The 25,753-nt window shown below is 36.9% G+C and carries 17 protein-coding genes and 1 pseudogene; 15 read left to right on the plus strand and 3 right to left on the minus strand.

Features of this window, described 5'->3' with window-relative positions; all coding sequences use genetic code 11:
- Positions 1-1,292: 1,292 nt before the first annotated feature.
- The 7 genes and pseudogenes from D1092_RS00700 (at position 1,293) to D1092_RS00740 (ending at position 14,307) form a co-directional block, all read left to right on the plus strand.
- A complete protein-coding gene (locus D1092_RS00700; RefSeq protein ID WP_241436166.1) occupies positions 1,293-1,622 on the plus strand; it encodes a hypothetical protein in 330 nt (109 codons plus the stop codon).
- Between the two features lie 1,373 nt (positions 1,623-2,995).
- Positions 2,996-3,841: an outer membrane protein gene (locus D1092_RS00705; RefSeq protein ID WP_120121743.1), complete on the plus strand. Its 846-nt coding sequence runs from the start codon at positions 2,996-2,998 to the stop codon at positions 3,839-3,841.
- Between the two features lie 337 nt (positions 3,842-4,178).
- On the plus strand, positions 4,179-5,015 hold the full coding sequence (locus D1092_RS00710; protein ID WP_120121744.1) for an outer membrane protein: 837 nt from the start codon (positions 4,179-4,181) through the stop codon (positions 5,013-5,015).
- Between the two features lie 1,550 nt (positions 5,016-6,565).
- Positions 6,566-8,001: pseudogene (locus tag D1092_RS00725) on the plus strand (ShlB/FhaC/HecB family hemolysin secretion/activation protein); the annotation flags it as partial.
- A gap of 810 nt (positions 8,002-8,811) precedes the next feature.
- Positions 8,812-10,491: an outer membrane protein gene (locus tag D1092_RS00730; protein ID WP_120121745.1), complete on the plus strand. Its 1,680-nt coding sequence runs from the start codon at positions 8,812-8,814 to the stop codon at positions 10,489-10,491.
- Between the two features lie 250 nt (positions 10,492-10,741).
- Positions 10,742-13,657: an isoleucine--tRNA ligase gene (gene ileS, locus D1092_RS00735; protein ID WP_120121746.1), complete on the plus strand. Its 2,916-nt coding sequence runs from the start codon at positions 10,742-10,744 to the stop codon at positions 13,655-13,657.
- Positions 13,658-13,836: 179 nt separating this feature from the next.
- A complete protein-coding gene (locus D1092_RS00740) occupies positions 13,837-14,307 on the plus strand; it encodes a hypothetical protein (RefSeq protein ID WP_120121747.1) in 471 nt (156 codons plus the stop codon).
- Between the two features lie 54 nt (positions 14,308-14,361).
- Here D1092_RS00740 and D1092_RS09395 read toward each other — a convergent pair whose 3' ends face one another.
- Positions 14,362-14,535: a hypothetical protein gene (locus D1092_RS09395; protein ID WP_167309291.1), complete on the minus strand. Its 174-nt coding sequence runs from the start codon at positions 14,533-14,535 to the stop codon at positions 14,362-14,364.
- A gap of 430 nt (positions 14,536-14,965) precedes the next feature.
- Positions 14,966-15,412: a nucleoside deaminase gene (locus D1092_RS00750; protein ID WP_120121748.1), complete on the minus strand. Its 447-nt coding sequence runs from the start codon at positions 15,410-15,412 to the stop codon at positions 14,966-14,968.
- Positions 15,413-15,679: 267 nt separating this feature from the next.
- Between D1092_RS00750 and D1092_RS00755 the strand changes: the two genes are divergently transcribed.
- The 8 genes from D1092_RS00755 (at position 15,680) to lpxK (ending at position 25,492) form a co-directional block, all read left to right on the plus strand.
- Positions 15,680-17,080: a pseudouridine synthase gene (locus D1092_RS00755; RefSeq protein ID WP_120121749.1), complete on the plus strand. Its 1,401-nt coding sequence runs from the start codon at positions 15,680-15,682 to the stop codon at positions 17,078-17,080.
- A complete protein-coding gene (gene rsmD / locus D1092_RS00760) occupies positions 17,061-17,627 on the plus strand; it encodes a 16S rRNA (guanine(966)-N(2))-methyltransferase RsmD (RefSeq protein ID WP_120121750.1) in 567 nt (188 codons plus the stop codon). The genes D1092_RS00755 and rsmD overlap by 20 nt, the downstream gene beginning before the upstream one ends.
- A gap of 718 nt (positions 17,628-18,345) precedes the next feature.
- Complete coding sequence (locus D1092_RS00765; protein ID WP_120121751.1) at positions 18,346-18,792, plus strand: SRPBCC family protein; 447 nt, start codon at positions 18,346-18,348, stop codon at positions 18,790-18,792.
- A gap of 707 nt (positions 18,793-19,499) precedes the next feature.
- A complete protein-coding gene (locus D1092_RS00770) occupies positions 19,500-20,831 on the plus strand; it encodes a TldD/PmbA family protein (protein ID WP_120121752.1) in 1,332 nt (443 codons plus the stop codon).
- Positions 20,818-21,621: a 3'(2'),5'-bisphosphate nucleotidase CysQ gene (locus D1092_RS00775; protein WP_120121753.1), complete on the plus strand. Its 804-nt coding sequence runs from the start codon at positions 20,818-20,820 to the stop codon at positions 21,619-21,621. Before D1092_RS00770 ends, D1092_RS00775 begins: the two co-directional genes overlap by 14 nt.
- A 46-nt stretch (positions 21,622-21,667) precedes the next feature.
- Positions 21,668-21,913 carry a DUF4170 domain-containing protein gene (locus D1092_RS00780; protein WP_120121754.1) on the plus strand — a complete coding sequence of 82 codons (246 nt, stop codon included), beginning with the start codon at positions 21,668-21,670 and terminating at the stop codon, positions 21,911-21,913.
- A 1,226-nt stretch (positions 21,914-23,139) separates the two neighbouring features.
- Complete coding sequence (waaA, locus tag D1092_RS00785) at positions 23,140-24,462, plus strand: lipid IV(A) 3-deoxy-D-manno-octulosonic acid transferase (RefSeq protein ID WP_120121755.1); 1,323 nt, start codon at positions 23,140-23,142, stop codon at positions 24,460-24,462.
- Positions 24,452-25,492, plus strand: coding sequence for a tetraacyldisaccharide 4'-kinase (gene lpxK, locus D1092_RS00790; RefSeq protein WP_120121756.1), 1,041 nt, complete (start codon positions 24,452-24,454; stop codon positions 25,490-25,492). Before waaA ends, lpxK begins: the two co-directional genes overlap by 11 nt.
- Positions 25,493-25,511: 19 nt before the next feature.
- Here lpxK and D1092_RS00795 read toward each other — a convergent pair whose 3' ends face one another.
- On the minus strand, positions 25,512-25,748 hold the full coding sequence (locus D1092_RS00795) for a DUF2093 domain-containing protein (protein ID WP_120121757.1): 237 nt from the start codon (positions 25,746-25,748) through the stop codon (positions 25,512-25,514).
- Positions 25,749-25,753 lie beyond the last annotated feature (5 nt).

Below are 25,753 nucleotides of genomic sequence, written 5' to 3' on the forward strand. Positions count from 1 at the left end.
GCTGATATTGTGGGCGTTTTGTCCTTTTTTCTCTCATCTTTGATAACATAAGTGCTCTTTGATTTGAAGTTGAGGCAATAAAAGCTCTTTTAAAGAGAGGCTAGGAATATATGGTGGGTTGAAAGGCTTAAATCTCTAAAATTGGTATACAGCCTAATAGGGAGAGAATATGAAGCAATCAATGTAAAAACAATTCTCATTCTTATCATCACTAATTCTATTTTACGCCTTTCAAAAGTATCTACAGCAATATCTATTAAGGAATGCAGATTACGTATTGCCTCTGCTTTTATTTTTCACATTCTTTAGCGGAGTCACGCCCCTCAAGCAAAATACTCTCCTAAACGAAATATATTTGGGGTGCTCATTCATGTGTTTTTTTTAAGAAAGCTTTCTTAAGGCATCCACACCCATGACACGGCAGCGTTCATGAATGTGATATAACGATAAAGCTTCCAATATGATATAAAATCTATTGAGCACCACTATTTTTATGCTTATGGAGTTAAAAGCCACTACCATCACATATTTTGTCAACACCCAATTTTGTGACAAACCTTGGTACTCTTCATAAGAGGCGTTTTAAATTGTACAGTTTCACTCTACTTAAGCGTGCCCACTTGTAATATGCACAAATAATAAATGGTTTTGGTTAATTCAACATAAGAGAATTTTATGCTATTTGGGGGGATAATTCAATATAGATAACGCCATATTATCATTATAAATCAAAATGTTGTAGACTTAAGATATAAAAAATGATCACGATTATACTGAGCAATACAAAGAATGATATCTAGAAACAAGTTAGCAAAAGCATGCTTTTGTTCAAGTCAAAATATTATAATCACTTGCGTTTAAAGGGATTCATAAGAAAAAGTACCTTTTTCAAGACTTTTATCCATATATCAACTTCATTTATGATATGGAGGCGGATAATTTAACTTAATTGTACCATGAACAAATTTGAAATGGGATAAGCTTGTGATACTGAGAGCACTCATTCAATAGGGGGAATAATAAATTATACCTATAAATCAATAGGTTGATATGATACCTGTGACCTTTATTGTCCCACAGACGATACTTCGTGCTTTTATTCATTGCCAAACAAGTGTTTTCTATGTTGATTAGGCAGGGTAATTTGCATTTATTTTAAAATTAAAATGCTCCAAAGCTGTGTTTTTTTCAGAATTCTCACTTTTTATCTATAAACATGCTATTTTTTCTGGAAATTGGCAATGAAGACGCTAGGTAAAATCCATTATGGATATTTCTACGAGGTTAAATTTATGAACATAAAATATTTTATTACAGCTTTTGCTACTCTTTCTTCAATCTCTTTTGCTCAAGGGTCAGGCCTTTCGTCTTCTCACAAGTTTATAGAGGGCATATCTGCTGTTGTTCTTCCTAAAGATCTTTTTTTTAGGGAACAGTTGAGCAAGATCTTATCTGAAGTTGTTCAAATGGAACTTTCTTGCATAAATAACAGTCAATGCATGACAGCAGCGAAGTTAGTACCTGTGTCACATTCTGGTAAAAAAAAGTTTCCAAAACCTAAAAAAAGACCAGAAAAAAAAAGCCGGCCAAACTTATTTGAACGAAGTCCAATGAGTTATTAAAAAGTAAGAAAGCAACACCAGAAAGTTTATGTCTGGGAATTGAATAAAGGAGATATTGTTTATCGCTTTAAAACAGGGGGAGTTATTTATTTGCGAAGGGTATTATGATTATCTGCGGGGAATGAATGGTGCTGTTTGGGAAAGATAAGGGTAGGGAGGTTTTGGTGAAAGAATCCACTGTAGAATGGCGCCTGCCCGTTATAAATTTCATTGAATTATATAACGTGGAGATTTTGGATTATTCTATTATGTATGTCACAAATTCTCTCATTTGAAGTTTGGTTATATAAAGGCATATAAATCCCCTTTATTTAAGTGTTTTTAGGATACGAGTTGGATCAACAATAGGATTTGGTCCATACGCCCTTGAGTTAAGTAAATCACATGAGTGGGAAAACTAAGACAAGCCCGTTTAGCAAGAATTTTGGTTGTTTGCTGGCAGGTTTCAATTATAGACAAAATATTTTTTGTTTGTCTGTGATTTAAAATATCAGAGAGCTTTTCTGCCAAATTCATGATTTGTAAAGCAAGGTTTTGTTTGAAAACTTTAAGAAAAAGACTCTCATTTTTTCAGCTTGAGGGAGGTTTTCATATAAGTTTCAATGTTTATAAATTGTTTTTTCAATTTAGTTTATAAAGAGGATGAAATTGAGTGCCGACAAAGAAGGTTGAAGCTTTGAAAAAAGAATTTCTATAGGGTTGAGATAAAAAAGGTCAATCTTTCAAAAACAATAAATGCTTAAAGTAAAAACAAAGAGCGGGTAAATTGAATATGATTTTGTTGTAATCCATGAAGTATTTAAAACTTTGTTTATGTGCGGATACATCCTTTATAATAAAAAACTCTCAAAGAGCTATGCGTATTTTGTCTTCCAAATAATGAGCTAAACACATTGTTTGTATAAATATTTGTATGAATTTAAATGGCACAGTTGCATTTGACTTGTTCTCAAGATCGTAATAGTTTTCTCACTGTCCTTGATATTAAGAGCTCTCATAAGAAGTCATTTTAAACTTTTTTACGGTTTTACACGCACACACCTGCTCGTTTGTAATGTGGAAGTGGGTGGTTTTGGTTACTTTAAATAAAATGATTTAAGATGAGAGTATCTTTTCCATAGACAATAGCACATGCTTTCTACGGTGATGCCATAGTTTTTTTTAAATGCGTAAAGAAGAAAAATGTGGCGAGAGGAACGCATTTGTGCATGGGTATCGTTTCATTTTCATTGGCTACAGATCAAGCAATTAAGAGCACTTTGATTGGATTTTTGTTTTTTTTATAAGTGTATCATTTTTACTACAGATATCTGAAGTTTGGGCTCTATATGACATGACGTGTTCAAATAAATATTCAGCTATGGAGAAAAAATATGAATATGAAATGGTTAATAACAGCTTCTGCTTTCGCTTTTGTTTCAGTTTCAGCGGCGCAAGCAGCAGATGTTATTGTTCCCCCAAATCCAACACCGGTTGCTCCCGTTATTGTTGCTCCAACTTTTTCTTGGACAGGTTTTTACGTTGGTGGGCAGATTGGTGGTTTTTCGGGTAAAACGAAGATGGATATTCTTGCTAAAGGACAAAGGATTCCAGTAAATAATGATTATTTACCTAAATTATCTGGTTTTATGGGTGGTCTTTACGGAGGTTCCAATATCGATCTCGGCAATGGCCTTATTTTAGGTGTCGATACAGATATCATGTGGTCTAATAAAGATGACAAAAAGACAGGAGAAACATTTGTCATTACTCCAGATCAGTTCAGTTATATTAAGAAGATATTAAAAGACGCTTCAATTAATATTGATGAAAAGGCACTCAAAAATGGTGCTAAACGAACACACAGTTTCACTTTTAAAGAAAAGTGGGCTGGTGCAACGCGGGTACGTATTGGTTTTGCTGCTGAACGTATTATGCCTTATGTTGCTGGTGGTATTGCTTATACACAGCTTCAAGATAATATATCGATTTCCATAACAGGCAAAGATTCAGACAAAGATTCAGAGAAAGTCATAGCTTCTGGTGCTCTGTCCGATGAGACAAAGACCCTTGTTGGTTACACCCTTGGGGCTGGTGTTGATTTAGCTATGACCAATAATATTATTGTCCGTGCGGAATATCGTTACTCCGATTTTGGTAAAAAGAAATTCTCAAATGATAAATATGAGACTTCTTACAAAACCAATGATTTCCGTGTTGGTGTTGCTTACAAATTCTAACAGATGATCAGTTAAATAACAAAGAGGCTCTGTCAAGGAGAGAGCCTCTATCATTTTAATGTTGCTATATTATCACACATCCCATATTTTATCGTAGATATGAAAAAGGATTATTAGGGTTTTATTTAAAAAATTTTATAAACAATAAACAAAAATTACATTTAAAATCAATAATTTATTTATATTCACAGTTTATAGTTTCCCGTATAAAACGAAATTATGAAGTGATTATATCCTCGGCAAACTCTCCATTTCCTGTGACTGTGTCATTTTTACTACAGCTTTTCTCCGTGTTATCTTGTAGCACTGTGCTCATAATAAATTAGGAGCAAAGTTTATGAATATAAAATCTTTAGTAACAACTTCTGTTATCGCTATAGCTACAGCTTCTGCAGCACAAGCTGCTGATGTTATCATCCCTCGTGAAACAGCCCCAGCAGTGATTACAGCAGCCCCTGCCTATTCTTGGACAGGTTTTTATATCGGTGGTCAAGTTGGAAACTTTTCAAGTAAAGTTGATATATATGATTCAGAATCAAAAAAGAAAATTTCAGATAAAGATTGGACAGCTAAGCCTTCCGGTTTTATGGGTGGTATCTATGTAGGCTCTAACGTAGATCTTGGAAATGGTATTATTCTAGGTGTTGAAACCGATGCAGTCTGGGCAGACCGCGAAGAATCAAAAAGCTCTTCAACAGTCATTGGGACAGATGGTCTTGCTGATTTTAAAGATGAGCTTACAGCAGCTAAAGCTACGTATGCTTCAGGGAAAAAAATCGATGATATCAAGACGGATGACAAACGTGTAGAGGGGTTCTCTTTAAAAGAAAAATGGTCTGGTGCTACACGCGTTCGCGTTGGTTTTGCAGCGGTTGATCGTATTATGCCTTATGTTGCTGGTGGTATTGCTTATACACAGCTGCAGTGGGTCGATTTCCTTAAGGCAGAAACAGCTGGTGGTACTGAAGTCGCTTCTGCTAAGCTATCTGATCACTCAAAAACGTTTGTTGGTTTCACCATTGGTGGTGGTGTTGATTTCGCAATGACAGACAATGTTCTGTTGCGTGCTGAATACCGTTACTCAGACTACGGTAAAAAAGCATTTAAAAAGGATGGGGATAAAGTAGCTTACAGAACCAATGATTTCCGTGTTGGTGTTGCTTACAAATTCTAATTTCATAAAAACAAAGTTATAATTATGAAATAAATCTTTCAGAGGCTCTGTCAAAGATAGAGCCTCTACTTTTTCTGTGCTATATTATCACACATCCTATATTTATTTACGGATGTAAAAGATACTCTTCTTTTCTTAAAAATTTCTCATAAACGATAGATAATAATCACGCTGTGTATTCAAAGTTTTATCTATGTTTATAACCTGCAATTTCTTATACGAAGTGAAACTATGCAGTGATTTTATTTTGGATCATTCTCCATTTTTTATGATTATATTATTTTTTCACGACAAGGTTTCTTCGTTTAAACTTATAATACAGTGCTCATAAATAATTACCCAATTAAAAAATCCATTAAGCTCTTTCAGAAAGTTTCTAACCATTGCTGGTGTTTTTTTACAACGCTCAATATCAACTATAATACATTTCTTATTAATTGCTTGGTATGAAATATTGCCTATTGTACATCAGACTGAGTTCTCTCTTTCTTGTGGCCAATTTAGAGAGGCTATGCAATCAAATTCAAGTTTAGATTTAATGTTCTTACCCCATCTGTCGATAGAAAAGAAAGGGATCATGCCACCGCTTTGGGGAGAGAGCTTGTAGATTTTTTAGTTAGAGGATTAAAGTCGTAGGCATTGGCAATAAAAAGAAAAATAGCAAACCTCTTCAAGAGAGATATTTTCGACACTTTTATTACCAATATAAGTTTTCATCATAGTTTTTCAAAGTTCGTCATAAGAAAAAAACATATTCTTTACTATAGTAGCAATTATAAATTTATCATTATTGTTTTTTATTTCATGTGCAATTTCCCTATGGTGTAAATCACACTTTTGTTCTTGAAAAATTATTTTTGTTTTTAGAAAGAGGAGAGATGTCTTCAGGGATTCTCGTATTTTCGCAAATATAGGTTAATCCACAAATCTCGGTATATCTAGAAATCTTAACTTTACGTAAACTTCAGGATTTCCGTAAACTTGATCACAGATTTTAGAATAAAGATATATTTTTTACATTATCATAAACACGAGCATAATCATACCCTCAGTAATTATCATTATAAGATAGTTTTCTTCTTTTCAATATAACCACCTAGATCATCAGCCTTGATATAACCAAAATCACTTAAGGCACAAAAGTGGTGTAAAGTAATGCCATAAAAAGTAAGGGTTTTATTCGTAAATTTGTATTTTTACAGACTCTTGTTTATTAACAAGTACAGTTTTATTTACCATGTTAGAGGGCATTCTAGTGTTTTTTTTGATATAGTTTTCATAGTGAAATCATTGTCGTGATTTAAATTTTCCATTAACACTCTATAAGGAATACTGGGTGTTAGAAAACATGACATATAGTCCGTTACTATGCTGTTTTATTGTCAATTAACTTATGCATTTCTTAAATATTTTTTTCAAATCGATAGCTTAAAAATGTCCTCTATTCTAGTCAGTTTTTTCTATCAATTTTTATAGCTATAATTTTCTATAAATGGCTTGTGTATTTTTTTAATTTTTGCTTTTTATAAGATTAGAAATATTCTTATTCACGTACCTTAACGCCTAAAAGCATTACAACGCCTTCTAAAGGAAACCATAGTCCTTTTTTGGGGGGGTAGATACTGCATTACCATTCATAGTATTATTGTTGATGGGGGCAGGCATATAAAGAAGAGCTCCATAGCAGCAGTCACAGATCCTTATATTGGAAGATGTATAAGTCTTGCTAATATCCAGATTTTAATCAAGCAATTGACCAAGGTTTATTTGGATAAAGGCTATGTTACAGCGCGTTTTTATATTCCAGATCAAGATATCAAAAACAGTAAGACGCTCAAGCTTGTTGTTGTTGAGGGAAAGCTTTCGGATATTTATTACAATAGTTTTCCGGCTTCTGCTTACAATAATGTTGTGTGGAGTGCTTTTCCGGGGCTTAAAGGCCATATTCTCAATATGCGCGATATTGAACAGGGGCTTGATCAAATCAACAGGCTTTTTTAGCGCACGCTCAAAGTGAGCTTCTTTCGGGTGGTGAAGAGGGGAGCACCATTGTCAATATTAACAATCAATCGGATAAAGCTTTTAAGGTTACTGTTTTCCATGATAATTTAGGACAATCTTCCACGGGTTACGCCCGGTATTATGCGGGTTTAAAGCTAGAAAATATTTTAAGTCTCAATGATGCATGGGATTTTGGTTATCAACGGAGTCAAACAGATTATTGGAGTGGGAGTAAGCAAGAAGGCCATAGCAATAACATTTCAGCAAGTGTAAGTATCTCATACGGTTATTGGACCTTCGGTTTGAATGGCACTGTTTATAATTACCAAAGCATTATCCATGGCAATTTTACAGATATTGAGACGACAGGGGGTTCCAGTGAGTTACATGCCAGTACAAGTAGGGTTCTCCACCGCGATAGTGTTTCTTTGACGACTTTGAATTTAGCTCTTTCCTACAAAATAACCAACAATTACCTTCTTGGGAATAAAATTGAAGAGGGGAGCCGCCAATATAGTGTTGCCAATTTGAGGATATCACATTCTCGTCAGATGTTAGGAAAAACCTGGATTTTTGATATTAGTTATTTGCAAGGACTTTCGCTTTTTCATTCGATTAAAAAAACTGCTCCAGGAGCGGGGATACAGAGCCTCAATTTGCCAAATTTACTGGTACGATCAGTGTCATGATGCCCTTTCAGGTGAGTGGGTGGAATTTTGTCTTAAACAATTTTTTCAGTGGGCAATATTCACCGCAATAATTTATTGGCGGCAGAGCAGATATCTTTTGGGGGTGCTTCCAATGTTCGTGGCACGCGTGAGAGTTTTATTTTTAGCAATAACAGTTTTTTATCCGTAATGACTTGAGGCTGCGTACCATTCCGTGGCGCAACAATGGGGTTCTTAAAAAGACTTTTGGAGAACGTCGCCCTTATATTGGCTTGGACTATGGTCGTGTTTTTGCACAACCTTTGTATGATTTTACAAGCCGGCACCATCGTTATATTTGCTAGCTCCCAATGTCGCCAGACCTTGCTTAAGACGGTTCATAAGAGACATTTTTTAGTCTTTTTTATATAGTCTTTTCCTACCACTACAGCCCTGCTTTTGATGTGAAAGAAAATTTTTTTATTGATTTTAAGATAAACAGATTTGAAATAAAAGAATCTTACGATGTTCGAAGCTATCATTCAACATGCAAAACAGCAAATTATCATTATAAATCAATTTATTGTCATGAATGAACAGCTTGCCGGTTGGACTAGCGAGTGTTAAGCTTGCAGGGAGTATGATTTCTCTTGATGCCAGTTATTCCATATTTTCTGAAGCACATTTAAGCACAAAAAGTCAGACACATTTTTGCGCTTTTGTTTTTTATGATTTCAGATACAAATAGAACATTAAAGATATACTATGTTATTAAATAGATGAAACTTTGATGGTATTTGGGTAAAAAAGTCAATGATTATTTTACTATTTGGGCTGGCATTGATTTATCAATGATAAGCAATATTCTGTTATGTGTAGAATACTGTTATTAAGTTTAGGTAAAATAAATTTATAAAAAATATTACTATTAACAGTTATACGAAAATTGAATGAAAATGGACCCAACTTTAAGACACATAATTTTAGTATGATTTAGTTGATAAATTTTCATTAAGTGCAAAATTAAATAGTTAAGAAGCCTTGTTTTCATAATTTCTTTATTTTTTTGTGAGTGTGTCATTTTTGCTACAGATATTTCAAAAAAGATGCTCTATATACATTTCATTTTGGATATTTGGAGAGATTTTATGAATACAAAACGTTTAATAACAGCGTCTATTTTTTCTTTAATTTCAGCATCGACAGCGCTAGCTGCTGATGTACTGATTCCTCATCAGACAGCACCATCAACTCCTTCTTCTACTATTGTTGCGCCCACTTTTTCATGGACGGGGCTTTATTTGGGTGTCCAGGCTGGTGGCTTTTCGAGCAAGTCCGATATGGCTCTTGTCGATCAAGAAAAGGGTTTTCCACTGGATAAAGAGTTCTCTCCTAAACTTTCAGGTTTTGCTGGTGGTTTTTATGCAGGGTCTAATATTGATCTAGGTGACAGCTTTATTTTTGGTATCGATACAGATTTAATGATATCTGGAAAAAAACACACAAAGACTATTAATATAGGTACAGATGATAACGTTACAGTAGAAAAATCAGTGGGAAGATTCCGCAAATCAGCAGCAGCAAAAACTTCATCACAAACAACGGGGACACAAACACAAGGCACTACGGGAGTAGCACTTAATCCGTTGGTACCAGAAAAAACAACATCAGCCTCAGGGACTTCACCAGCGTCAGCTGCAGGATCTCCAGCAGCAGGCGCAAGAGCTCCATCATCTCAAACAGTAGAAACTAGCAGTCCTGGTAATGTTAATTCTACAATACAAGGAAAAACAGTGACGGTGGGAGGAGAACCAGGAGTTTCAACAGCATCATTAAAAACGCAATCTGCATCGCCAACGATGCAATCAGGCTCTGCCAAACAAGTGATGAGAACAGTACCATCGTCATCGGCATCATCGGCAAGAACAGATGCACGACAATCATCCGTAACAGTGGGAGAAACTGGATCAAGTTTAGCTGCATCTAAACCAACACCTGCACTTACTGGCACAGGAGCAGGAAGTCAAACATCAGGAGTAGCAGCCTCCTCTGTCTCACCAACAAAATCAGAAACAAGTCAGACAGTAGTAAAGTCTCCTACATCAGGACAACCATCGTTAGCGGAAAGAACAGTGCCAGCCGGGCCACTTACACTCGCGAGATCAGGATCATCTAATGGGTCAGAGACAAAAGCCTCCAACGGAACAAGTGGAACCCAACACGGGGGGCATCATAGTGCCCATGGTAGTGGACATTCTAATCCGCATGGTGCGTCTCACCCAGGTGGTCATGGCTCTGGTGCTAACCCACACGGTTCACATGGTGCTAACCCACATGCTTCCCGTCCTCATGGAGCACAGAGTGTACAAGCGGCGGATAAGAGTGATTCCAGCGTATATGGTATAGAGCAAATGAAAAAGATGGCTTCTGAACTTGGTCTTGAACAAGGAGATGAAGTTGAAACTTTAAATCATACTTTCAAGCAGAATTGGGGTGGTGCTACACGGGTACGTATCGGTTTTGCTGCTGATCGCTTTATGCCTTATCTTGCGGGTGGTATTGCTTATGGTCAGTTTCAAGACACTGTATCAGTATCTGTTAAGGGTGAGGATGGAACCGTTGTTTCTTCTAGAAACTTAACCGATGAAACTAAAACCATGATTGGTTACACTCTTGGTGGTGGCGTTGATTTCTCAGTGCTGGATAATGTGATTGTGCGTGCAGAATATCGTTACTCCGATTTTGGTAAAAAGAAACTTGCAAAGGAAAAACTTGAAATTAACTACAAAACCAATGATTTCCGCGTTGGTGTAGCTTATAAATTCTAATCTATTTTATAAGAGTGAATTTTTAAGAGGCTCCACTATCAGTGGAGCCTATATTTTTTTAGGATCATTTTTTAGTTTCTTTTTTTGCAAATTTCATGATAAAGCCCATAAAGTGTGATGATATATTTTCTTGATCGCTGCTTAATACGAATGATAAGCTCGGCTTTCCCTATAGATAAAAACCAGAGTTGCAGAGTTCAGGGAAGTTATGCAAAAATGAAATCGTAAAAGTGGACAGGAATATTTCACAATGACTGTGAAAAATGAAACAATAGATTATTCAAAAACTCTTTATCTCCCACAGACAAATTTTCCTATGCGTGCAGGGCTTCCGCAAAAAGAGCTTGAGTTAATGGCGCGTTGGGAAAATATAGGACTTTATGCACAATTGCGCCAACAAGCAAAAGATCGTCCATTTTATATTCTTCATGATGGCCCACCTTATGCAAATGGCCATATTCATATCGGGCATGCTTTAAATAAAGTTCTAAAGGATGTGGTTGTCCGTTCATTTCAAATGCGGGGGTTTAATGCAAATTATGTCCCTGGTTGGGATTGCCATGGGCTTCCAATTGAATGGAAAATTGAAGAAAAATATCGCGCACAAGGAAAAAATAAGGACGAGGTTCCTCTTAATGAGTTTCGTCAAGAATGCCGTGAATTTGCACAACATTGGGTAAGCATTCAAAGTGAAGAATTTAAACGCCTTGGTGTCGTGGGAGATTTTAAGGCACCTTATACCACAATGGCTTTTCAAGCAGAAGCACGCATTGCGAGTGAATTAATAAAATTTGCGATGTCAGATCAGATTTATCGTGGTTCTAAGCCGGTGATGTGGTCTGTTGTGGAGCGTACAGCTTTGGCAGAGGCAGAGATTGAATATCATGATCATGAATCAGAGGTGATTTGGGTTAAATTTCCGATTTTTGAAGCAAACTCTGATGATTTATATGGTGCTTATGTCGTTATTTGGACAACAACACCATGGACAATTCCAGGCAATCGCGCCGTGAGTTATTCTTCGCAGATTTCTTATGGTCTTTACGAAGTTGAAAGTGCTGAAAATGACTTTGGTCCTCAAGTGGGAGAAAAGCTTCTCTTTGCAGATGCTCTAGCCATGAGTTGTGCAGAAAAAGCCAAACTTGTTTTAAAACGCTTACGTGTTATTTCTGCTGACGAATTGAAAGCTCTTGTTCTTTCTCATCCGCTCAAAGGTTTGGCTGGAGCGTATAATTATAAGATTGCGCTGCTTGAGGGCTCCCATGTGACAGAGAGTGCGGGGACAGGTTTTGTCCATACAGCACCAAGCCATGGGCGTGAGGACTTTGAAATTTGGAATGATTATAAGCTTTTATTAGAGCAAGCGGGGATTGATACATCGATACCGTTTCCTGTTGATGATGCGGGTTTCTATACGAGAGATGTTCCGGGTTTGGGACCAGATCGTGAAGGGGGGCCAGCACGTGTTATTGATGATCATGGCAAAATGGGTGATGCCAATAAAGAGGTTATTAACGCTCTCATAAAAGCAGATAGGCTGTTTGCACGTGGTCGTTTAAAACATTCCTATCCTCATAGTTGGCGTTCAAAAAAGCCGGTCATTTTCCGTAATACACCACAATGGTTTATTTCAATGGATAAAGACTTGGGAGACAGTTCAACTTTACGCAGTCGTGCTTTAGAAGCTATTTCGAAGACGCGTTTTGTTCCGTCTTCTGGTCAAAACCGTTTATCTTCTATGATAGCAGATCGTCCTGATTGGGTTCTTTCTCGGCAACGGTCTTGGGGCGTTCCTATTTGTATTTTTGCTAATGAGGATGGTGTTGTTCTCAAAGATCAGCATGTAAATGAGCGTATTTTACAGGCTTTTGAAGCAGAGGGAGCAGATGCATGGTTTGCTGAAGGAGCACGTGAACGTTTTTTAGGTAATCGTGCGCATGAGCCTTGGGTTCAGGTTTATGATATTCTAGATGTTTGGTTCGATTCTGGAGCAAGTCATAGCTTTGTATTGGAAGATCGGGCTGATTTAAAATGGCCTGCAGATGTTTATTTTGAAGGTTCAGATCAACATCGTGGATGGTTTCAATCTTCTCTATTGGAAAGCTGTGGTACGCGTGCTTGTTCTCCCTATAAGACAGTGATCACACACGGTTTTACTTTGGATGAGAATGGTAAGAAAATGTCTAAATCCTTAGGCAATACGGTGGTTCCCCAAGAGATCATTAAAACATCTGGAGCTGATATTTTTCGTCTCTGGGTCATGACAACTGATTATTGGGAAGATCAGCGTTTAGGCAAAAAGATCCTTCAAACCAATGTGGATTCATATCGTAAACTACGCAATGCAATTCGTTGGATGCTTGGAACTTTAGCCTACGATGAAGGAGAAGAAATACCTTATTGTGCACTACCAGATCTTGAAAAATTTATATTACATCGGCTTTTTGAACTTGATCAATTGATTAATCATGCTTACGATGAATTTGATTTTAAAAAAATTATGCGTGCATTATTAGATTTTTCAATCATTGAATTATCGGCATTTTATTTTGATATCCGCAAAGATTCTCTGTATTGCGATGCACCTTCATCACAAAAACGGAAGGCCTCTTTGCAGGTTGTTCGTGAGATTTTTGAGCGAATGGTGACATGGCTTTCTCCCATGTTGCCTTTTACGATGGAAGAAGCTTGGTTAGAGCGTTATCCAGAAAGCCAATCGGTGCATTTGGAACAATTTCGCTCTGTACCAAAAGAATGGCAAAACGAATCTTTAGCTGAGCGTTGGAAAAAAATTCGACAGGTTCGTAAAGTTGTGACAGGAGCTTTAGAGCTTGAGCGTGCTGATAAGCGTATTGGATCCTCGTTAGAAGCTGCTCCTATTGTTTTTATTTCCAATCCAGTTCTACGAGAGGCATTAGAAAATGTAGATATGGCAGAAATCTGTATCACCAGTGCTCTCACAATTGTGCAGGATACAATGCCTTCTGATGCTTTTACTTTGAATGATGTTGAAGGTGTTGGGGTATATCCAGAGAAGGCGTTGGGGAAAAAATGTGCTAGATCATGGCGTTATACACAGGATGTTGGGAGTGATCCGGCTTATCCTGATGTCTCTGCTCGTGATGCAGCTGCTTTGCGAGAATTAAAAATTCTTGGCAAGATTTAAAGTTTTAGATCAAGGGAAAGAAATGCAAGGAGATTTCCCATATTGATGAATATTGTTTTTTATGGTAGGGAGTAAATTCCGTTGTTTTATCTGCAGGGGGGGAAATTTTGTGTATGGACCGTTCTCTTATAAATAGCGGGAATATTAATCAGCCATATACTTGGGAAATGGAATAAGCAGTGAGAAAACGTGAAGTAAAAATATTTCCAACAGGAATTTTAGGTATATGCTTTGTTTTAGCGGGATGTAATTTATCTGCTCCTACCTATGGGACAAATAAACCGGTTTCGATACAGTTTTTTGAAGATGTTGCTAATATTGCTTCATTAACACCAGTAAATAACAGCAGTCAGATTGTTATGAAACCCCGCCCAGAACTTGTGATACCAAGTCCTAGCGCACGCCGATTTTTACCGGTGCCCCAACAAGATAGATCTGTCAATAGAGGCGCAGCATCAAAACAGCATCAAGGAAGTCGTTCTTTTCCTCACAAAGGGTCTTCAGTTAATGGCTTTAGTAATGCAAAACAACGACAAGAATATTTACGTCGTCAAAGAGCACAAATTGGAAGTCCAAAATACCGTCGCTATCTCACAGAGCCGCCTTTAAGTTATCGCCAACCGGCAAAGACTGCTCCTATTACTCGCTAGGGAAAAGGAAAAATATTAAAATATGTGAGATATTCTTCCTATTACTTTATAAGACTAAATAAGACTAAGTCCTCCTTCACGCAGAGCTTTCCCTTTGCGGTAGTGGGGGCATGAAATAGCAATAGCATCGAGAGAGTGTGCTGTGTTTTCCTCATAAGAAATATTTCTCAAGGTTCTCAAATCTATTTCACACCATCGCTCGTTTGAAGGATATAACGGTAAATCCATTGTGCACAACCATCTTTATGCTTATGAAGGAGTAGGCTGTTATCATCATTGTTTTGCTAGCTTTTAATGTTGCGATAGCCCGCGGCAGTGGAGAGTTTACATAAGGTATATTTTTAGCCTTTTCTAAATTGTTTTTTATTCAGAAGGTAATCTACTTTGCGATGTGCTAAGAAGAGACTTTTATTGATTCACCATAAACAGCTTTGAAATGAGCATATTCTAGAATCTTTTGGACTTTATATTTTATAAATAAAGCAATGAATTATTTTATAAATGAATGAATCAATCTAATAGAAGCACTATGCAGTGTTAAAAGAGTGTTAGAGGAAAAATGCTTCAAAATAGCTTTCGCTATATCAGAAGGATTAATCATCTTTTTTAAGGAATAGAATGGTTTCTAAAGAGTAAAAGCTATGATAAAGAATTGTTTTTAGCATCGCTTTTGGATAAAAAAATCTTTAAGTAATTGAGCAGCTTCTTTTTCTTTAAAGCCAGAATAAACTTCAGGTTTGTGGTGGCAGGTTTGTTGCTGATAGAAACGTGGGCCGTTTTCTATAGCTCCTCCTTTGGGATCATTTGTTGCATAATACAGACGTCGTATGCGTGCAAATGAAATGGCAGCAGCACACATAGCACAAGGCTCAAGTGTTACGTAAAGATCGCAATCAGAAAGTCTTTCGCTTTGCAATGTTTCGCAAGCCATACGGATTGCACGCATTTCTGCGTGTCCTGTCGGGTCATAGGCAGATTTTATAAAGTTACCAGCACGTGCGATGATAGCTTTTCCACGTGTAATGATAGCGCCTACGGGAACTTCATCTTTTTTTGCAGCCCACTGCGCTTCCAAAAGGGCTATTTCCATGGGCGTTAAAGTCATAGTGTCCTTTCTACTGACGGCATAGAGAGTTTAAAGATTTTTCGATAAGGAATGTTATAGCATGAATAATTTATTACGCTTTTATAATGAAAGGAATACCTTTATTTTTTAAGTGTTTAAAACAAACTTGCAAATCAATGGATACGTTATTGTTGTTAAAGGATAGAAAATGATAAATGATTGTGCTACTCCCTTTTTCAGGATAAGCGGTATGGTGCATATGAATAATTTTCTGAACATACTGGCAAAAATTGGTTTGAAACGCAAATGAATGAAAATAATGAGAGTGAACGGATTGCTAAAAGGTTAGCGCGTGCGGGTGTTGCCTCGCGTCGAGATGCAGAAATGATGATTGTTGCAGGACGTGTTTCTGTGAATGGTATAGTTGTGACAACGCCTGCTTTTAATGTTAGCCGTTCTGATGTTATTAAAGTTGATGGCAAACCTTTACCTCCTATAGAACGAACGCGTTTATGGCTTTACCATAAACCAGCAGGGCTTGTCACCACGAACCGTGATCCGGAAGGTAGACCTACAGTATTTAGTCATTTACCAAAAGGAATGCCGCGCGTTCTTTCTGTTGGAAGGCTTGACATTAACACGGAAGGACTTTTGCTCTTAACCAATGATGGTGGTTTAGCGCGCGTATTAGAGCTTCCTGTAACGGGGTGGGTTCGCAAATATCGCGTTCGTGCTCATGGAAGAGTAAAGCAGAGCACGCTCGATAACCTTAAAAATGGTATTGCGATTAATGGTATTTTTTATGGTTCGATTGAAGCCTCAATTGAACGGGAACAAGGGTCTAACATATGGCTTTCTGTTGCTTTGCGAGAAGGGAAAAATCGTGAAATAAAGAATGTGTTAGGGGCATTGGGATTATCAGTTAATCGTTTAATCCGAGTCTCTTATGGCCCATTTCATCTCTCTGATTTAGAAGAAGGAGCCGTACAAGAGTTAAAAGGTCGGATGTTACGAGATCAGTTGGGAGAGCGTTTGATTATGCAGGCCAATGCTGATTTTGATGCTCCTATTCTGAAACCTTTTTCAAATTCTGCAGTTGTTGCGGAAAAGCAAAGACAGAAGGATGTTTCTGTTGCCAATGATGGTTGGGTTTTCTCAAGTGAAAGAGCGATACGGCGTAGCACGAGAGGTCGTTCTGTTGAGCATGGTCGCGCACGGTTAAGGACAAAGCCTTATGAAAATGAGAATAAAGGAAAAAGTGAGGAAGGAAAAGCGGAGCGTTTTTTACCGCGTTCTCGTCGTGCGAATGTTTGGATGGCTCCTGGTGCTCGTCCGCAAAGTGCACGGAGGAAACTGTCCTATAGTGAGGAGAAATCCCATGATCATAAAAGCGATTTGGCTGGTAGAAAATTCTTTCATCGAGGCAAAGAAAAATTAAAAGACAATCACTTGAAGAAAGAGAAGGGGGAGAGTTTTATTCAAAAACGTGGCAAGACATCTTACGATGAGACGCGTGTATTTGGTAAGAAAGATCACTTTTCTAAGGATAAAGAGAAAATGATAAGAGGTGGTCGTGATGAGTGTTCTTTTGAGAGAAAGAAAAAGGTAAAATCATTTCGTGATGCTTTGAAAAAATCTAAATCACATCAAGATGGTGCAAAAACTTTGAAGAGATTTGGAGGTCCGCGTGCGGATCATCGGCGGTAAATTTGCTGGGCGTGTTTTGTTTTCGCCTGTTGATCAGTCGATTCGTCCAACGAGTGATCGTACGCGAGAAAGCCTTTTTAATATTCTTTCTAGCCGTGAAGAACAGTTTTGGACCAATAAACGCATCCTTGATCTGTTTGCTGGTACTGGTGCTTTAGGCATTGAAGCCCTTTCACGTGGAGCAAAGGCTGCTGTCTTTGTTGAAAACTCGGTTGAGGGGCGTGGGTTGCTTCAAAAAAATATCGAAGCCTTTGAATTACAGTCGATCGGACGAGTTTTGCGTCGTGATGCAACCAAACTTGGTAAGATTGGAACAATGCTTCCATTTGATGTTATTTTTGCTGATCCTCCCTATAGCCGTTGTTTAGGTGAACGGGCTTTTGTAGAAGCTTTGCAAGGGGGATGGGCAAAAGCGGATACACTCTTTATACTTGAAGAAAAAAAAGATACAATCATTCATTTACCTGACGTTTTTTATCTAGCTGATGAGCGTTTTTATGGTGATACAGCAATACGTCTTTATAAATTACAATTGCTTACATCTTGAGAAAGCTCTTTTTTATTTGGTAGGATGAAAAAACTTCTTTACAGTTTCCTTTATTTTATATGTTTTTTTAAAGGTTAAGCAGAAAATCAATAAAAGATTTTAATGTTAAAGAAATTGATGTCTTTTAATTTTATTATGCTTTTTGTCTCAATCTCTCTATTTTTTGAAGCTTTTTTATAGCTCTAAGAGCAAACTTTTTACGATATACGCTCTTTATAATATAGAGAGATACCTTCTAATCTTCTGTCCAACCCAAATTGCTCTGAGGTGTAAATAGTATTGTACCTGAGTTAGCAGTATGTATTGCTGCTCATTTTTGTAAGTTATGGGCTGATTTATTAATCTCAGAGACATTAAAAGCAAAACGCATTATCAAAGCTTTCGTGTATTATGAACTTTACTACCAATCAATATTTTATCAACAGTTGAAAGCTTTAAGCTATGTAGTCTACATTGATGTTTTAAATGGTGCGTAAATCCTCTTTTTGTTATTGTATGGATTTAAAAAACACATATTTTTATTTAAGGTAGACAATAATGTTCATCTATACTGAACATTTGTGTGTTTATTTTATTAATATCGCTTGTTGATTTAATCATTCCCTATTAAGTGCACTTGAAAAGATTAAATATCTTATCGTTATGCAGTTTTAAGAGTAATTGATATATTACTCTTTATCACTGAAGAGACCGGGTTTTGTAAAAAGGGGAGGTCATCATGTTTAAATGGACCTATAGTGAAGAAATTAGTACACAAGCAAGTTCAGAGCAGATTTGGTCTATGTGGGAAGATGTAGCGACGTGGCCTTGCTGGGATAGTGAACTTGAATGGGTAGAGTTTTCTGGTGCTTTTAAAGAAGGCGCTGTAGGACGCATGAAACCTAAAAAAGGACCAATAGTAACTTTTACGCTTGATAAAGTCATAAAAAATGTTTGTTTTTCTGATTATGCAAAACTTCCTCTTACACGCATGAGTTTTGATCATGAATATATTTATTCAACCAAATCTGGTTCTTCAAATAACAAAATTCGTCATACCGTAACGATGTCTGGTTTACTTTCTCCTTTCTTTGGAATGATTATTGGATCAAAAATTAAGTTACATCTTCGCGATGCAATGATTGAAATGAGCAGACGTGCTCTTACTGAAAATAAAGCTCAATGAAATCAGTTATGAGTATATCACAAACCAATGAGCTTTTTAGTTCGCTATTGAGCACGTTATCAAAGCGTCTTAGGGGATTAATTTTTTCCTAAAGACCTTATAGAAGTCGTAAAATTTTATTTTTTATATAAAAACTTATAAGATGATTTTTTCATGGAAAATAAGAAAATTTTAGAAACTCTTTTCTTCTCTTGTGAAACTGTAGCCAGTATTGTCATTTCATTAGGAAAGAGCTTATAGAAGTAAAGCAATATCCAAAAAGATAAGTCGTTTTCTTGATTCTTGTGGAGACATTAAAGAATGCTATAGGAATGAAGGAGGTTATTTGACACTTCAGAAAACAAAAGGCATGTGTTTTAGGTTGTTTTATGCTTTTTGAATTTTTGAAGATTTTGGCTTAAATCCAAGAGTTATTGCTAAGTCTTCTATTTATTTACGAGTTTTTTTGGGTGATCTGATTGTGAGTTGCAGATTGGGCTTTTAAAATGATAAAGGCTGATGAGAAATCTTGAAACTAAAGAGATTTTACGACATATTGCATCTTTTCATAAAGAAGCTGAAAGGAAAGTGATTTAATGCATTAAAAAAAGAATGCATGAGACGTGCATAATTTTATGAATGAACAAACAAGAATTATATTCTGATGTATATGAATTTTTCAGAGTGCTGATCAATGTAAATAATAAAATATTTTAGGGAGTCTATGAATGGCTGACAAGAACCAGATTGAGAAAGCGGTTTCATTGGTTGAAGCGGCAAGGCGTTCTGGGGCGGATGCTGCTGATGCTGTTATTGTTCATGCGCATTCCACCAGTGTATCTGTTCGTTTTGGGAAAGTCGAATCGACAGAAGCAGCTGAGAGCAATGATTTTACTCTAAGGGTTTTTGTTGGAAAAAAAGTAGCAAGTGTTTCTGCTAATTTAGCGTCTTATCCGCAAGAACTTGCAGAACGTGCTGTTGCAATGGCTAAAGCTTCTCCTGATAGTTTATTTGAAGGTTTGGCAGATAAAGAGTGTTTAGTTAAGAATCCTAAAGATCTTGATCTTTTTGATGATTTTGTACCTAGCAGTCATTTTTTAACAGAGGATGCTTTAAAAACAGAAGCAGCAGCTCTGGATGTTAAAGGCGTAAGCAATTCTGGCGGCGCTGCAACAGCGTATGGCCGTAGTGGTTTTATTCTTGTGACCAGCGATGGTTTTTGTAGTGCCTATCGCTCCAGTTACTTTTCACGTTCTTGCAGTGCTCTTGCAGGGGAAGGGACACAGATGGAGCGGGATTATGATTATACAACAGCTTTACATTTTTCTGATTTAGAGGAAGCAGAAACTGTGGGAAAGAATGCAGGGCTTGGTGCTGTTAAGCGTGTGGGGGCTGTTCGTGCAGCAACAGGAGGCGTTAATGTTATTTTTAATCCGCGTACAGCTCGCGGAATTGCAGGGCATATCGCTTCTATGGTCAATGGAGCTTCTGTGGCTCGTAAAACGAGTCTTTTACAGGACTTCTTAGGTACGCCAGTGATGAAGCCTAATGTTAATGTAACTGATCAGCCTTTGCGATTACGGGGAAATGCTTCTCATCCTTTTGACGGAGAAGGGATAGAGGGGCAAACACTCAATATTATTGAAAATGGTATTTTAAAAAATTGGCTCCTTTCATCATCCACAGCACGTGAATTAGGGCTTAAAACCAATGGACACGGTGTGCGTTCGGGGTCATTGGTGCAGCCGACAAGTACAAATTTTGCTATTGAACCGGGTTTAGCATCGCCTTGCGATATGATAAAAGATTTAGGAAATGGATTTTATGTGACAGAATTATTCGGCCATGGCATTGATTTTATTACTGGTCAGTATAGTCGGGGTGCTTCTGGTTTTTGGATTGAAAATGGTGAAATTGCTTATCCAGTGAGTGAAGTAACACTAGGTTCTGATTTGCTCCATATGTTAGCACATTTAACACCTGCCAATGATATTGATCGGCGTTATGGGACAGCGGCTCCAACATTGTTAATTGAAGGAATGACACTTGCAGGAAAATAACACGCATCATTCTTCAGATTTAAATCTTTTGCGTGAGGTTTGTCGAGAGGCAGGAGATTTAGCAATGCGGTATTTTGGATGCACGTTGGATGTTTGGATGAAAGAGGGGAATTCACCGGTCAGTGAGGCAGATTTTGCTGTTGATCATTTTTTGAAAGAGAAGCTTCTTGGGGCACGTCCAAATTATGGATGGATTTCAGAAGAAACAAAAGATAATCGAGAACAAAAAAGTTATGAGCGCTCCTTTGTGGTTGACCCTATTGATGGAACACGAGGTTTTCTTTCTGGCAGTCCTTATTGGTGTATTTCGGTTGCTATTATTGAGAATGGTCGTCCTATTGTGGGTGTTCTACAATGTCCGGCTCAAGGAGATGTTTATGCAGCTGTCACGGGTGGAGGGGCAACATTAAATGAGATAAAACTTCCTCGTTTAGCCTTTCAGGCTCATCGAAAATATAAAATTTCGCTTGATAAATCGCTCGCACAAAAATTACCCGATGATTTTCTCAATCGAGTCAGTCTTTATCATTATCTTCCCTCTCTTGCTTATCGTATTGTTCTTGTTGCTCAAGACGAGATCGATATTGTATTAGTTCGTCCGAATTGTCATGAGTGGGATATTGCTGCGGCTGATCTTATTTTGCAGGAGTGTGGGGGGCGTTTTTTATCGCTTGATGCTCCTTTATTATTTTACGGAGTTGAACCTTATCAATATGGACTTTTAATTGCTGGTAAAAATAATTGCTGTCAGGATATGATAGATGTTGTTCATCAAGCAAAGTTAGTTTAATCACATAAAATCACGCTAAAATTATCTGAGTGATATGGAGGCACATATGACCAAAACCAATAAAAAAAAGCAATATTTACACCTTGTATTTGGTGGTGAATTAAAAAATCTTAAGAGTAATCAATTTAAGAATCCTGATGATTTAGATGTGGTTGGTATTTTTTCAAGTTATCAATCCGCTAAAGAAGCATGGCAGGCAAAGGCACAAAGCAGTGTAGATAATGCGTTACAACGTTATTACATCGTGGATTTACATCAGTTTTTTGATACTGAAACAGGCGATGCAGAATAAAGCTTGAATATTTGGTCATTATATCTGCTATCTTATATTCGTTTATCGTGCTCTCTCAGAGGCGTGTCCTTTAAGAAAAATAAAATACCATAGAAGAAAATGCTACTACTATTGTAACTCATATGATTTCTTAAGAAAATATTTCTCAAGGCGTCAAATCTATTTCATAGTGGTATTCGCGCAAGGGATAAATCTGTATATATATATCACTATCTTTTACGCTTAAAATATGAACAAATATGCAAGTTTTCATCTTTGTACATTTTGTCAAAATATTAGAATAAACTTTCGCACTTGGGATAGGGCATAAGAGGCATGCTTACTTCTTTTTTAAGTATTTTTTATCTATGCTCCCTCTATCTGTGGTGCGTAAGTAAAAGGTTTTGATTGCTTCAATATAAGGGGGCTGTAAATAATTGAAGGGCAAGTAACGCAATGGCAAATCATTATACATCAATATACTACCTAATTATACGAATATCGTGTGATTAAATTTCTAAATTCAATGTCAGAGTGCGTAAAAGAATTCAAAAAAGAGGTGGTATGTTTAAGTGCCTTTGGTAAAATATAGCATTTACAGATGACAAGATGGTTTGCACAGGTTTTTATTGTGAAAGCAATGAGGTTATTCCTTTATTTATAAGATAGATTTAGATGACAATTGCAAAGGCACAAAGGCGCGTGTTACTCATTTGTTATCGCTTTTTTTACATAAGCAGTATTGTCTCGGAATTTTTTGTTCTCAAGTTGAAATTTTTTTCTCTATTTTTCTTGATTGTGCAAAGATAAATATAGAATTTATAAAACAGTGTAAGCGTAACATGATTGTCATTGGAATAGAAAGTGTACAGCATGTCATGTTTATAAAAAAGTTTGAGTATTATTAACGTGTGAAATGCCTTTAAATCTGAGAAAAAATATAGCTATGAATGTGGATATTTCATATGGAAGAATGAAGAAAGCTGGAAAAAGACATTGTATAGTCAATGGCTTACCTATTCTATTGTATTTTGTATATATGCTATTCTTATAGGAAAATTAAAAAAGATGGGGATAAAATTATGTTCCTTTTCTCTTTGTGTCTTTAATTTTTTCATAGGAGAAATGTTTTTATCCAAGATACGGATAGCTTTAAAAAAATATGGATGTAAACCAATAGTGTTGATAAATTTTTTAATAAAATAAGCCTATAGATATCTCAAAACAGCTAAATGAGGTGATGTTAAATGGTAGAATTAAAGGCACATGTGGCTCTTTTAACCTATCGGGTGATTGGCTTTTGCTTATATCCTGTTATCCCTTTTTATTTGTTTTTTCGTGCTATTCGTGGAAAAGAAGAGTGGTGTCGCAAAAAAGAGCGTTTAGGTAAAAGCTCCCTTCTACGTCCTCAAGGTTCATTAGTTTGGTTGCATGCAGCAAGTGTGGGAGAAACACTTGCGCTTGTTCCACTTATTAATCATATTTTATCATTAAAAATAAATGTGTTATTGACAACGGGGACGGTAACATCTTCTTCTCTTGTAAGAAAACATTTTGGGAATCAATTGATTCATCAATATGCGCCTTTGGACTTAGATTTTGTCGTGCGGCGTTTTATTCGTCATTGGAAGCCTGATCTTGTTTTGGTTTGTGAATCAGAAATTTGGCCTCTGCGTATTAAAGAACTAGCCAAAATGCGTATTCCGCAGATTCTTGTTAATGCCCATATGTCTGAACGTTCTTTTAAAGCGTGGCAAAAACGACGCGTTTTTGCCAAACATATTTTTAAGGATATTGATTTGGCGATTAGTCAAAACGAAAGAGATGTCGTTTATTACCATACACTTGGCGTAAAATCTGTTATGTTTTCTGGTAATCTCAAGGCTGATGTTTTTCTTGTTGAGGATCAAGCATTGCTTGCACGTTACCGTAATGCTATCGGAAACCGTCCAGTTTGGGCCGCTATTTCAACACATGAAGGGGAAGAAGAAATAGCTTTTGAGGTTCATAAGATTGTTAAAAATTATTTGCCAGATTTATTGACAATTATTGTACCACGTCATCCTGAACGTGTAGAAGATCTTATCAAAAAATGTGATAATCAGAGTTTACGTTTTATTCGGAGAAGCAGAAATGCTATTCCAGATATGAATACCGACATTTTATGGGGAGATACGATTGGAGAAATGGGACTTTTTCTTCGTTTATCGAAAGTTTCTTTTGTTGGTAAGTCGTTATGTGAAAAGGGGGGACATAATCCATTGGAATTGGCTTTGCTGGATTCTGCTATTTTAACGGGACCTCATGTTTCAAATTTTCAAGAGATGTTCGAACAATTTTTAACGCGTGATGCAGCATATACGGTTCAAGATACAAAACAGCTTGCAATTCAAGTGTATAAACTTTTAACAAATGAAATATTGCGAAAAGAAATGGTTGATAAGGCTCATGAGGTCGCAAAGGGTATGGCAGGTGCGCTTGATCGTACATTAAAGATTTTAGATCCATTTTTACAACCCCTTGTCATACAAACAGGTTTACGTCAGCGTCAGGGTGGATATGCATATTAACGCCCCTCATTTTTGGTGGAAAAATAAAAGCTTTTTGCGTTTTTTATTAGCTCCAATTTCATGGGGATATGGTTATTTTGCACATCGTTTTATGGCAAGACAGCCTCCCGTGATTGATCTTCCGGTTTTATGTATTGGAAATTTTACATGCGGTGGTACGGGTAAAACACCAGTTGTTATTGCTTTTGCCAAAGTAGCTAAAGAACTTGGTTTTGTTCCTGGCGTTGTATCACGTGGTTATGGTGGAGATGTCAAAGGAGTGCATCTTGTAAATGATAAAGATGACACTGCCCGCGATGTTGGAGATGAAGCTCTTTTACTGGCACAGCATGCTTTTGTCGCTGTATCGGCTAATCGTTATGCTGCAGCACAACGGCTGAAAAAAGAGGGATGTAATCTTATTTTAATGGATGACGGTTTTCAAAGCCGCCGCCTTTATATGGATTATGCGTTACTTGTTGTTGATGCGATGCGTGGTTTGGGTAATGGAGCTGTCTTTCCAGCAGGACCTTTACGTGTCCCATTAAAAACGCAATTTTCTTTTATGGATAGCGTTTTATTGATTGGTCACCAAGATGGAAGTGACAATGTTGTTTTTCTTGTTGCGCAGACTGGAAAGCCTTTGCATCGTGCTCATCTTAAGGCAATTGCTTCTGATGAGGTTTCAGGAAAGTCATTTTTAGCATTTGCAGGGATTGGTAATCCAGATAAATTTTTTCAATCCATTAAAGAATTGTCTGGTCATGTGGTACAAACTTATACCTATCCAGATCACTATTTTTTCACTGATAAAAATTTAACAAGCCTTGTACAAAAAGCTCAAACGCACAATTTATGGCTAGCGACAACAGCTAAAGATTATATCCGTATACAGACAATTCATACGCAAAAAGATTTGAAAAATCTCATTGTTTTTGATGTAGAAGTTGATTTTCTGCAAAAGGATTTCTGTCGCATACTCCTTGAGGAGGTCATAACCCGCTTTAGAAAACGTTCCTATGAATTTTCCTATCAGAAGGGCAAAGGCTAAGTTTATAGCTTTTAAGGGGCTATTCTTTTTGTGTTTTTAACAATTGCTTGAGGTATGGGTTGCATTCAAGTTCACGGTGATAGGAAATTTCACAACTAGCATATGCTTCTTGGCGGTGATGATTCCAATATTTTAAATCATCTATAGGGATTTTTTGCCCGCTAACGGCACAAATGGTATAGGTCCCATATTCCACAATGTCATATCCATTATTAGAATAACGGACTTTTGCTTCGCGTTCACCATTGGAAAACATTTTAG

It is taken from the genome of Bartonella krasnovii (assembly GCF_003606345.3).
Lineage (GTDB): Bacteria > Pseudomonadota > Alphaproteobacteria > Rhizobiales > Rhizobiaceae > Bartonella > Bartonella krasnovii.

Coding starts and splice junctions, on each gene's coding strand:
- D1092_RS00700 (WP_241436166.1), top strand. CDS start 1,293: ATGAACATAAAATATTTTATTACAGCTTTTGCTACTCTTTCTTCAATC.
- D1092_RS00705 (WP_120121743.1), top strand. CDS start 2,996: ATGAATATGAAATGGTTAATAACAGCTTCTGCTTTCGCTTTTGTTTCA.
- D1092_RS00710 (WP_120121744.1), top strand. CDS start 4,179: ATGAATATAAAATCTTTAGTAACAACTTCTGTTATCGCTATAGCTACA.
- D1092_RS00730 (WP_120121745.1), top strand. CDS start 8,812: ATGAATACAAAACGTTTAATAACAGCGTCTATTTTTTCTTTAATTTCA.
- ileS (WP_120121746.1), top strand. CDS start 10,742: ATGACTGTGAAAAATGAAACAATAGATTATTCAAAAACTCTTTATCTC.
- D1092_RS09395 (WP_167309291.1), bottom strand. CDS start 14,535: ATGGATTTACCGTTATATCCTTCAAACGAGCGATGGTGTGAAATAGAT.
- D1092_RS00750 (WP_120121748.1), bottom strand. CDS start 15,412: ATGACTTTAACGCCCATGGAAATAGCCCTTTTGGAAGCGCAGTGGGCT.
- D1092_RS00755 (WP_120121749.1), top strand. CDS start 15,680: ATGAATGAAAATAATGAGAGTGAACGGATTGCTAAAAGGTTAGCGCGT.
- D1092_RS00765 (WP_120121751.1), top strand. CDS start 18,346: ATGTTTAAATGGACCTATAGTGAAGAAATTAGTACACAAGCAAGTTCA.
- D1092_RS00770 (WP_120121752.1), top strand. CDS start 19,500: ATGGCTGACAAGAACCAGATTGAGAAAGCGGTTTCATTGGTTGAAGCG.
- D1092_RS00780 (WP_120121754.1), top strand. CDS start 21,668: ATGACCAAAACCAATAAAAAAAAGCAATATTTACACCTTGTATTTGGT.
- waaA (WP_120121755.1), top strand. CDS start 23,140: ATGGTAGAATTAAAGGCACATGTGGCTCTTTTAACCTATCGGGTGATT.
- lpxK (WP_120121756.1), top strand. CDS start 24,452: ATGCATATTAACGCCCCTCATTTTTGGTGGAAAAATAAAAGCTTTTTG.
- D1092_RS00795 (WP_120121757.1), bottom strand. CDS start 25,748: ATGTTTTCCAATGGTGAACGCGAAGCAAAAGTCCGTTATTCTAATAAT.